At 71.2% G+C, this 9,026-nt stretch carries 9 protein-coding genes and 1 pseudogene; all 10 read right to left on the bottom strand.

The window, feature by feature from the left end:
- Positions 1 to 168 precede the first annotated feature (168 nt).
- Positions 169 to 411 (bottom strand): annotated as a pseudogene (locus ACZ5WG_RS33170) (RlpA-like double-psi beta-barrel domain-containing protein); the annotation flags it as partial.
- A 412-nt stretch (positions 412 to 823) separates the two neighbouring features.
- Positions 824 to 2,194 (bottom strand): hypothetical protein, encoded by a 1,371-nt coding sequence (locus tag ACZ5WG_RS33165; protein ID WP_468728065.1) that lies wholly within the window; start codon positions 2,192 to 2,194, stop codon positions 824 to 826.
- Positions 2,195 to 2,383: 189 nt separating this feature from the next.
- Positions 2,384 to 2,902 (bottom strand): MOSC domain-containing protein, encoded by a 519-nt coding sequence (locus ACZ5WG_RS33160; protein ID WP_468728064.1) that lies wholly within the window; start codon positions 2,900 to 2,902, stop codon positions 2,384 to 2,386.
- A gap of 7 nt (positions 2,903 to 2,909) precedes the next feature.
- Complete coding sequence (locus tag ACZ5WG_RS33155; RefSeq protein WP_327733592.1) at positions 2,910 to 3,143, bottom strand: acyl carrier protein; 234 nt, start codon at positions 3,141 to 3,143, stop codon at positions 2,910 to 2,912.
- A gap of 2 nt (positions 3,144 to 3,145) precedes the next feature.
- Positions 3,146 to 4,156, bottom strand: a complete 1,011-nt coding sequence (locus ACZ5WG_RS33150) for an NAD(P)H-dependent flavin oxidoreductase (RefSeq protein ID WP_468728063.1) — start codon at positions 4,154 to 4,156, stop codon at positions 3,146 to 3,148.
- On the bottom strand, positions 4,153 to 5,019 hold the full coding sequence (locus ACZ5WG_RS33145) for a class-II aminoacyl-tRNA synthetase family protein (protein ID WP_468728062.1): 867 nt from the start codon (positions 5,017 to 5,019) through the stop codon (positions 4,153 to 4,155). Before ACZ5WG_RS33145 ends, ACZ5WG_RS33150 begins: the two co-directional genes overlap by 4 nt.
- A complete protein-coding gene (locus ACZ5WG_RS33140; protein ID WP_468728060.1) occupies positions 5,006 to 5,920 on the bottom strand; it encodes a diiron oxygenase in 915 nt (304 codons plus the stop codon). Before ACZ5WG_RS33140 ends, ACZ5WG_RS33145 begins: the two co-directional genes overlap by 14 nt.
- 5 nt (positions 5,921 to 5,925) lie before the next feature.
- Complete coding sequence (locus ACZ5WG_RS33135; RefSeq protein WP_468728058.1) at positions 5,926 to 6,882, bottom strand: inositol monophosphatase family protein; 957 nt, start codon at positions 6,880 to 6,882, stop codon at positions 5,926 to 5,928.
- Positions 6,879 to 8,237 carry an aspartate aminotransferase family protein gene (locus tag ACZ5WG_RS33130; RefSeq protein WP_468728057.1) on the bottom strand — a complete coding sequence of 453 codons (1,359 nt, stop codon included), beginning with the start codon at positions 8,235 to 8,237 and terminating at the stop codon, positions 6,879 to 6,881. Before ACZ5WG_RS33130 ends, ACZ5WG_RS33135 begins: the two co-directional genes overlap by 4 nt.
- Before the next feature lie 104 nt (positions 8,238 to 8,341).
- Positions 8,342 to 8,869, bottom strand: a complete 528-nt coding sequence (locus ACZ5WG_RS33125) for a dioxygenase family protein (RefSeq protein ID WP_468728056.1) — start codon at positions 8,867 to 8,869, stop codon at positions 8,342 to 8,344.
- Between the last annotated feature and the right edge of the window lie 157 nt (positions 8,870 to 9,026).

Genomic DNA, 9,026 nt, shown 5'->3' with positions numbered 1-9,026 from the left:
CTTCGTCCCCACCGGGAACGTCCCACTACTCGCCGCCGGCGCACCCCCCTCACCCGACAACGTCACCGTCGACCCCGGACACACCACCTCCCCCGTGGCCGGCGGCACCTGCACACCCGCCGCACCGGACGGACCCGCCGCACCGGCCGGCGCGCCATCGCCACCAGCCACCCGCTCGACACGCGCACGCCGGATCAGGTTCTTGCCCGGCTCCCGCACCGTTTCGAACGCCGCATTGTTCAGCAGCACACAACTACCCGACGGACCACTCACCGTCACCGACGTCGACTTACCGTTGTCCAGATTCGTCACCTTCAGCTTCGTCCCCACCGGGAACGTCCCACTACTCGCCGCCGGCGCACCCCCCTCACCCGACAACGTCACCGTCGACCCCTGGCACACGACGTCGGGGACGGCGGCATTGCCGGCCGCCATCGTGGCTACGACCCCTGCGGTCGCGAGGGTTCCCGCGACGACAGAGAGCACGAGCTTCTTCTTGAGACTCATGGTGCGTTTCCTGGACATTGACACTCCTCGATCCGATGGACGCTGTCCCACCCCACGTCCTGCATACGGCACGGCATGACAGGCGGGTTCAGACTTGTCGCCGCCTCACAAATCAAGCCGTCAGGAGGTCCGGGGCGCTGTGTGGGGGCACACCGCCGGGCTCGCGAATCATGGACTACGTCAAAGAAGCAGGTCACGGCCCCAACGCCGATGGGGTCGACACGCGTGCGGCGCTCACACCGGCGGTCTTGATCGACGCAGGGGCGTGGAGACCAAAGGCACCCTTAAGGTTCAGTTGATCTGCCCTTAAGCGTGCTCAGTCGGCGGCGGAGGCCGGATCGTCGAGTTCGTGCAGTCCCGCCGGGTCCTCGTCGGTCAGCAACTCCCCGGTCGCGGTGACGAAGCGCTGGGCGTGGCCCCGGTGGACGCACAGGAGTTGGTCGCGGGTGCCGGTCCGGTCCCGGTGCACGGCCAGCGCCGGGCCGTACTTGCTGCTGTGCCCCGGCATCTCGGTGTCCGTACTCCACCCTGTGCCGTCGAATGCGGACCACCACAGCTGCTGGCGGGCGGGGTCGCGGTGGACGCACATCAGCTTGCCGTCGAAGACGGCGAGGCCGATGTTGCTCCGGGTACGGTGCCCGGGCAGCGCGCCCTCGGAGGCCCAGGTGGTGCCCCGCAGCCGGGTCCAGTGGATCGCTCCGTCCTTGGGGTTGCCGTACAGCAGGTGCAGGGTGCCGTCGTACACGGCGAGCGCCGGGGACCTCGTGGTGGCGCAGCCGGGGACGGGTTCGGGGGGTGTCCAGCTGCGGCCGTCCCGGCTACTGGTGACCATGATCCGCTGGGCGGCGTCGGCGTAGGCGAGGTGCAGCGCGTCGCGGAAGACGGCCAGCGCCGGGCCGTAGACGCTCTCGGCGTCCGGGACCGGCCGGTCCGGCGTCCAGGTGCCACCGTCGTACGAGGTCAGCGCCATGCCCCAGTCGCCCGAGCCGCCGCGGTGCGCGCAGTACAGCCGGTCCCGGAACACGGCCAAGGCCGGGCTGCCCAGAGTGTGGTGACCGGGGAACGGCTGGTCCTCGGGCCAGCTGCCGTCCGCGCGGTGCGCGGTCCACCACAGGTCGGGGTCATCGCCCCGGCCCTGGTAGACGCAGTACAGGTCATCGCGGAACACGGCCAGGGACGGTGTTTCGGAGGCGTAGCGCGCCGTGAACTGCACGTCGGCTCCCCAGCCTTCGCCCGGTCCGAACACGCTGAACCACAGGCCGGTCTCGCGCGGCGTCGCGTTGAGGGGGACGGGGGTGAGGAGGGTGGGCGCGGCCCACGGCGAGACCAGCTCGCACCCGGCGCCCCGGGCGGCCGACCCGATCTGTTCGGCGCGTCCGGCCAGTACCGCGCCGACGGCTTCGGCGAGGGCCTCGGGCAGGGAGCCGGCGAGCACTTCCTCCACCAGGCCGGGGAAGCCGTTGACGGGCCCGGTGCCGTCGGGGGGTGCGAGGCCGTCGGCGGCCCCCTGGTCGAGGCGGAGGGCGAAGCCCCACCCCAGCAGGCGGACGGAGACGGCCGCCCCCGCGGCGGCGAGCTCCTCGCCCGCCCGTTCCGCCCGCTCCACGGCCTTGGATGACGGAGCATCCGCGCCGAACTCCGGTGCCTTGCCGCTCTGCCGCCCGGGAGCGGCGCCTTCGATCGCCATGCTGTCTTCCTGCCTGCAGGGCCACGGGCCGGCCGGCCCGCATTCCGCGCGGCGCGCGGGCGAACCGTCCCGGCCTGCGGACATGGACGCTTGCGGCCCGTCTCGGGCCAGGTGTGCACTGGTCTGTGGGCTCTCCGACGTTTCACCGGGCCGGCCGGTGCCGACAAGTAGCCGTTCGGCCGCCTGCCGTCAGCGAACTCGCCACTGCAGCGGGAGTATCCGGTCGCCCACTCGGATCGTCCCGCCGCGGACCACCTCGGCCCGCAGCCCGCCGCGGTGCAGCAGGCCGCGGATCAGACCGGGGCGGACCAACTGTTCGAGACGGGCGCAGGGTTCGCTGAGTTTGAGGCCGCGCAGGATCACCGCGCCGATCTCGAACTCCTGGTCCACCAGCGGGTTGAGCCGGATGTCGCGGCAGACGAGGTTGCGCCGGCATTCGGCGGGGGTCAGCGTGATGCCGTGTTCGCGGGCCAGGGCCTCGAGGGCCTCGGCCTCGATGAGGGTGACGTCGCAGACCCCGGAGGCCCGGCCGGTGCCCCGGCGCCGGGGCCGGGGGCCCTCGCCCGCCCAGTAGTTGCGGTCCCCCGCCAGCCCGCGGCCGGTCACCGCGCGGGCCCGCGCTACGCGGAAGGTGGGCTCCCCGGCGCGCTCGGCGAGGTGCAGGGAGGTGACCCGGCCGGGTCCGTGATGCGGCGGCGCCTGTGCCATGGGCGGTTCACCCCTTCAGGAAGTGGTCCGTGAGGGACCGAAGGGTGCGGAACTGGTTCACGTCGATCTGGTCGAGCTGCAGTTCCCGGCCGATCAGGTCCTCCAGCAACAGGATGAACTCCATGAAGCCGAGGGAGTCGATCAGCCGGTTCTCGATCAGGTCGAGGTCCTCGGGGATCTCTTCGACGGTGGGATTGCGTTCGCGCAGCCAGTCCACGACCGGCTTGATCACGTCGTCCATGGTCACCTCTCCTGGATCCGGTGCACCTGTCGGGATGCCGTCGGGGGCCGGCGCGCGCTCTCGTACTCCCGGCGGACCCGGGCAACGGTGACGGCGGCCGGGTGCAGGGCGGTGACGCGGGTGCAGGACCGGCCGCAGTACATGGCCATCTCCTCGATGCGGCCGGTGGTGGCCTCGCCCGGAGCGGCCGCACTGTAGCGCGGTACCGGGTGCTCCCGGCCGTCCACCCGGGTGGTGGCCATGAAGGTGGCCGGGGCGCGCTCCGAGGCGTTGGTGAGGGGGTTGCGCAGGACGCGGTGCGGGCGGTTCGGCCAGCCGATGTCGAAGAGGGTGGTGATGAGGGTGTCGTCGGCCACGGCCTCGACCACCCGGCGTTTGAACTCCGGGTGCGCAGTGGATTCTGCGGCCGGGACGAACAGGGTTCCGGCCATGGCCCCGTCCGCGCCGCGCGCCACGGCCTCCGCGAGGTCCTTCCCGGTGGCGATCCCGCCCGCGACGGCCAGGACCGCGTGCGGGTGGCGGGCCCGGACGGCGGCCAGCAGGAGGTCCACGGGCAGTCGGCCGAGCATGTGGCCGCCCGCTTCGGTGCCCTGGAGGACCAGGACGGCCGCGCCCTGCCCAAGGGCCGCGTCGGCGTCCGCGAGAGTGCCGACCTGGACCACCAGCGGGTGTCCGGCTGCCCGCACGGCCTGGGCCGCGTCGGCGTCGGGCAGCCCGAAAGAGGTGACGAAGCCGCCCCGGGGCAGTTCGGGCAGGACGGCCCGGAGCTGGTCCAGACAGCCGGTCGGCCCGGTGACCTCGGGGACCACGTTCACCCCGAACGGTCGGCCGGTGGCGGCCGCCACCTCCCGGACCAGCCGGGCGGCCCGCGCGGGCGCTTCCTTGTACAGCGCGAGGGTCCCGCCCGCTCCGGCGCGGGACACCTCGGCGCACAGAGCGGGGCCGGCGACGGCGCCCATCCCGGCTTGGAGCAGTGGCAGTTCGAGCCCGAGCCGGGCGGACAGCCGGGTCACGAGCGTTCCCCCGCCTGCCGTACCGCGCGGTGCGCGGCGGCCAGGTCCCCTCCGAAATGGTCGCCCAGGACGTGCACCCAGCGTTCCAGGCCGAAGGCGACGCAGCCGGTGAAGGCCGGGCGGCCCGCGTGGCCGATGGCGCGACGCTCGCCGAAGAAGTTGCGGTGGTTGTTGGTGGACGCGACGGCGGTGCCGTCGGTGTGCAGGTACTCGTCCTTGACCGGGGCGAGCAGCTGCATGACGGTGCGGGCGCCGTCCTTCTCGAAGAACGGGTCGGTGGCGGGCTGCCGGTCCAGGGTGAGGCCGAGGGCCGCGCCGAAGGCGCGGATCCGCTCCTGGTGCCGGTCGAGGTGGGTCCGTACGGCTTCGGCGGAGCCGATGCACACGATCTCCCGCATGGTGAACCCCCAGAGCCTGCGCAGCCCGTCGTGGCGGTCCTCGTTGCGGAAGCACTGCGCGGCGGTGGTGATCAGCAGGGGGGTGTCGGCGCTGGTGCCGGTGAGGTGCAGGAAGCAGCCGTAGCAGGCCGCGGAGGGCAGCATGTGGGTGGCGTCGGTCAGCTCGGCCGCAGGCAGTGCGGTGGCCCCGGGCGGAGCCGCGGCGAGGGCGGCCAGCCGGTCCGGGCGGATCCGGGTGACCGGACTGCCCAGGTGCGGGAAGTTGCGGAAGTAGTCGAGGGACCGCAGCTCTTCGGCCCGCAGCAGCGGCGGGTAGCTCTGCTGCCGGGCTCCGGCCTCGGTGCCCCAGCGGGTGAACACCGCGTCGAGTGCGTCCCTCAGCAGAACGGCGGGTTCGTCGAGGGTGGCGAGTCCGTCCCGGACCGACCAGGTGGTCCCGGTGGCCGTGGGGTCAGTGACGGGCATCGAACACCCCGATCCGGTGGAGGAAGTCGGTGGTCTTGTGCAGGACCTTGGCGTGGGCGGCCTGCCGGGCGGGGTGGGCGAGCAGGCGTCTGCGCAGCGCGAAGCCGTCCGGAAGTCCCGCGTCGCGGTAGGCGGCAGGGTTGTAGAGGGACTCGATGCTGGTGGTGAGGTAGCGGCCGAGGTAGTCGCGCAGTTCGCGCCTGGCCGCCTCGTCCAGGCCGCTGTCGAGGAGCCGCTCCCACAGCAGTTGCACCAGGCGGCGGCCGAAGGCGATGTGCCGGGACTCGTCCTGGTGGTGCAGCCGGTTGATGTGCCGGATGGTCGCGTGCAGTCGCCGGTCGGCGGCCAGTTGGACGTTGTAGTGGTCGACGATCTGCTCGAAGATCAGGATCCGGGCGAAGACGAGGAAGTTCTCGATGTCCGGGTCGCGCGGGGCTTCGGGCAGCTTGACCGACTTGTCGGGGTAGATCTTGTCGGCGTACTTGAGGCAGAAGGTGGCGAAGAACCACATGTGGTCGTTCTCTTCGCCGATGAAGTGGTGGAAGAACTCGGAGGGGAGCTCGAAGCCGGGCGCGTGGATGCGCCGGGTGACCTCGATGAGCAGTTCGCGGATACCGTGCACGTTGAGGCTGTAGAAGTTGATGCTCTCCCACCGGCTCAGGGCCCGGAACTGGCCGGGGCTCAGTTCGTCCATCACCTCGGTTCCGTGGACGGAGAGCAGTTCGGGGGACATCCAGAGCCCGTCGGCGGGGATCGTGGGCGGCCAGTCGAAGGTGGTGAACGGGTTGTAGTAGTCCGCGGTGGCCTTGTCGGAGAGCCGGTGGAGCAGGACCCTGAACTCGGTGTCGTCGGCGGTGGCGGTACCGGCCGCTCCGGCGGGCGGGGTGTTCCGGGGGCGCATGGGCGTCACTCCTTCCATCGGACGGCCGACAGCAGGGCCCGGTGGAGTTCGGGGGTGGATGCGGCCACGCAGGAACGCTGGTTGGTGATGCTCAGGTCGGTCAGGACGGTGTCGCCGAGCGGCTGTCCGTAGCCGTCGGTGATGACCGCGCCGGCCCGCTCGGCGAGGAAGACGGCCGCTGCGATGTCGTACGGGAACAGGTGCAGGACCCGGCCGTTGCCGGCACGTTCGAACTCGGGCAGCAGCGCCGGGTCGTCGCGCAGCAGCCGGTTGCCGATGTCCACGTACGCGTCGAGCTGGCCGGTGAGCAGCCGGGAGATGGACCAGGTGGCGCTGTTGAAGACGAAGACCCCGCCGGTGTTGGCCGAGCGGTCGATGAGGTGGCCGTAGGCCTCGGTCATCAGGCGGGCCGGGTGGCCGTTGAACTCCAGCGACCAGAACATCCGCGCGGGGTCGGTGGTGCGGGTCAGGGCCGGGACGGGGTGGTCGTAGCCGTGCGCCGTGATGCCGGGCGTCGCGAGGTCCCCGTAGAGGTAGGCGCCCGTGCGCAGTTCCATCAGCAGCGCGTGCTCGACGTCGGCGATGCGCGGGCGCTGCGACATGCGGGCGACGGCGACCGAGACGGTGGCCGACTCCAGGCCGGCGACGGCGGGCCGGGTGCCGTCGATGGGGTCGACGACCAGCAGGTGGGCCGGGTCCGTGCCGTGGTACTGCAGGCCGCGGTCCTCGGAGTAGACGGCGACGGGCAGGTCGTGACCGACGACGTACTTCCAGACGGCCGCCTCCGCGACCTCGTCGAGGCCGAACTGGGCGTCCCCGCCCGGCGAGTGGCCCCGGACCACGCGGCTGCCGGCCCGGTGCCGGGCGGCCAGCACGGCCTCGCGGACGGCACTGGCGAGGCCGGTCACGTACTGCCGCACGGCTGCGGCCCCCGGCGGGCTGCCGTGCGCGGTGCCGGTCATGCGGCCGCCTCGGCGGCGAAGAGGGCTTCGAGCCGGTCGCAGAGCAGATCTGCCTCGGCGCGGGTGAGGATCAGCGGCGGGCGGATCTTGATCACGTTCCCCCGGCCGTAACGGGAGGTGCGCAGGATCAGACCGTGGTCCATGCCGTGCCGGGCCAGGGTTTGGGCGCGTTCGCTGTGCGGGCGGCCCGCGTCGTCGCCGATCTCGATCCCGATCATCAGGCCGAGGCCTCGCACGTCCACGACGGCGGGGTGCAAGGCGGCCAGTGCGCGCAGCCGTTCCATGATGTGGGCGCCGACCTCGCGGACGTTCTCCAGGAAGCCGGGGCGGCCTATCACCTCGAGGGTGGTGGCCGCGGCGGCAGCGGCGAGTACGTTGCCGCCGTAGGTGAAGGAGTGGTGGTCGCTGCTGAGCCCGGACATCCGTTCGTCGGCGACGATGGCCGCGATCTGGGCGCCGGAGCCGCCGAGGCCCTTCGCGGTGGTCAGGATGTCGGGCCGGACCCCGTAGTGCTCGGCGGCGAACATCCGGCCGATCCGGCCGATGCCGGTCTGGATCTCGTCGAAGACGAGGACGATGCCCCGTTCGTCGCACAAGGCGCGCAGCGCGGGCAGGTAGCCGTCGGGGGGCACGATGTTGCCGCCGCTGCCGGAGACCGGTTCGACGACCACGCAGGCGACGCTGCCGGAGCTGGCGTGGTCGAGGAAGTCGTTGATGCGCTCGACGCAGAGCATGCCGCAACTGTCGGGGCCCGCCTGGCGGTAGAAGCAACGCAGGCAGTACGGGTCGGGGACCTGGAGCACGCCGGGCATCAGGTGCGGGAACGGGGCCTTGCGGAAGGACTCGCCCGACATGGTGGTCGTCATCATGGTCTGGCCGTGGTGGCTGCGGAACAAGGTGATGACGTCGCGGCGGCCGGTGGCGAGTTGCGCCATCTTGACCGCGCCCTCGTTGGCGGTGGAGCCGCCCGACACCTTGAGGTGCACCTTGGTCAGGTTCGGCGGGGTGACCTCGACCAGCCGCCGGACCAGCTCGTTGACGGGTGCGGTCTGGAACGTCGAGGTGGTGTGCACCAGCCGTTCGGCCTGGTCGCGCATGGCCTTGACCACTTCGGGGTGCCCGTATCCGAGGCTCAGGTTGAAGGTGCCGGACGCGCAGTCCAGGTACTCGTTGCCGTCGGTGTCGTACAGGTGGACGCCTTCGCCGTGGTCCATCTCGTACGCGCTGACCGGGTAGTACAGGTGGTTCTGCGCGTAGCTCAGGGCATCGCCGCGGACATCGCTCCGGGCACCGATTCGCGCGTCACTCCGGGCATTGCGCTGTGTGTCGTACTGGGCGCGCATGAGATCGGCCATGTGTCTCCTGTCGACTTCCGTCCCGCGGACACGACGGACGGCGGATATCGATATCTCCGGGCAGCGGACTAGAAGGTTCCTTACGGGATTTCGGCGGCCGGATTTCACACATCCAGAACGAAGGTGAACGCGGCGTCCCACCCGTCGGGCGTCTCCCGCACATCCATCAGACATTCTGGCCGGAAATACTTGTCAAGGTGGTTTCGGCGTTCCCCGGGGAAATACAGCATCGTGGTCAGTACGGCTCCGCCGGGCGGCTGCACCTTCACGTGGACGTGCCGCGTCCGCCCCGGGTACACGGCGGGCAGCACCGTCTCCAGCCGCCACCGCCCCTCGGCATCGGCGAACTGGTGACCGCGCAGCCGAAAACCGTCTTCGTCGTAGACCCCGGCGTCCCCGACCTGCCAGAAGTCGAGCAGGGTCGCGCCGATCGGCTTGCCCTCGGGGGTGCGCACGGCGCCGTGCAGCAGCATCGGAACGCCCCCTGCCACATCGTCCCGGAAGCTGGTCCTGCAGGGGGTGTCGGGCTTGTAGTACGGCCCTTCACGCAGGGCGGGCGTGGGCGGCGTCCCGTTGCAGCGAACGGTCGGCGTGAGCGTCTTCAGGACATTTTCCGGGCTTCCGTTCGCCACGGCGGAATTCTCCCTTGGTCAAGGATCTTCGCTTCCGTTCAGGCAGACTAACCGGCATTCCCGATGTTGAGAAGAAGGCCCTGTGTCACCTCTTCGCCATTTGTTGGACGTCTATTGCCAGGGCTTCCGCGATCCGCACGGACAGCAGTCTCCTCCT

The sequence above is a fragment of the Streptomyces sp. NPDC032745 genome (assembly GCF_055579465.1).
The sequence above is the reverse complement of the archived record's forward strand: the minus strand, read 5'-3'. Positions and strand labels throughout refer to the sequence as shown.

Excerpts from the sequence above, each read along its gene's own strand:
- ACZ5WG_RS33135 (WP_468728058.1), bottom strand. The coding sequence starts at position 6,882 with ATGACCGGCACCGCGCACGGCAGCCCGCCGGGGGCCGCAGCCGTGCGG.
- ACZ5WG_RS33165 (WP_468728065.1), bottom strand. The coding sequence starts at position 2,194 with ATGGCGATCGAAGGCGCCGCTCCCGGGCGGCAGAGCGGCAAGGCACCG.
- ACZ5WG_RS33130 (WP_468728057.1), bottom strand. The coding sequence starts at position 8,237 with ATGGCCGATCTCATGCGCGCCCAGTACGACACACAGCGCAATGCCCGG.
- ACZ5WG_RS33155 (WP_327733592.1), bottom strand. The coding sequence starts at position 3,143 with ATGGACGACGTGATCAAGCCGGTCGTGGACTGGCTGCGCGAACGCAAT.
- ACZ5WG_RS33140 (WP_468728060.1), bottom strand. The coding sequence starts at position 5,920 with ATGCGCCCCCGGAACACCCCGCCCGCCGGAGCGGCCGGTACCGCCACC.
- ACZ5WG_RS33160 (WP_468728064.1), bottom strand. The coding sequence starts at position 2,902 with ATGGCACAGGCGCCGCCGCATCACGGACCCGGCCGGGTCACCTCCCTG.
- ACZ5WG_RS33145 (WP_468728062.1), bottom strand. The coding sequence starts at position 5,019 with ATGCCCGTCACTGACCCCACGGCCACCGGGACCACCTGGTCGGTCCGG.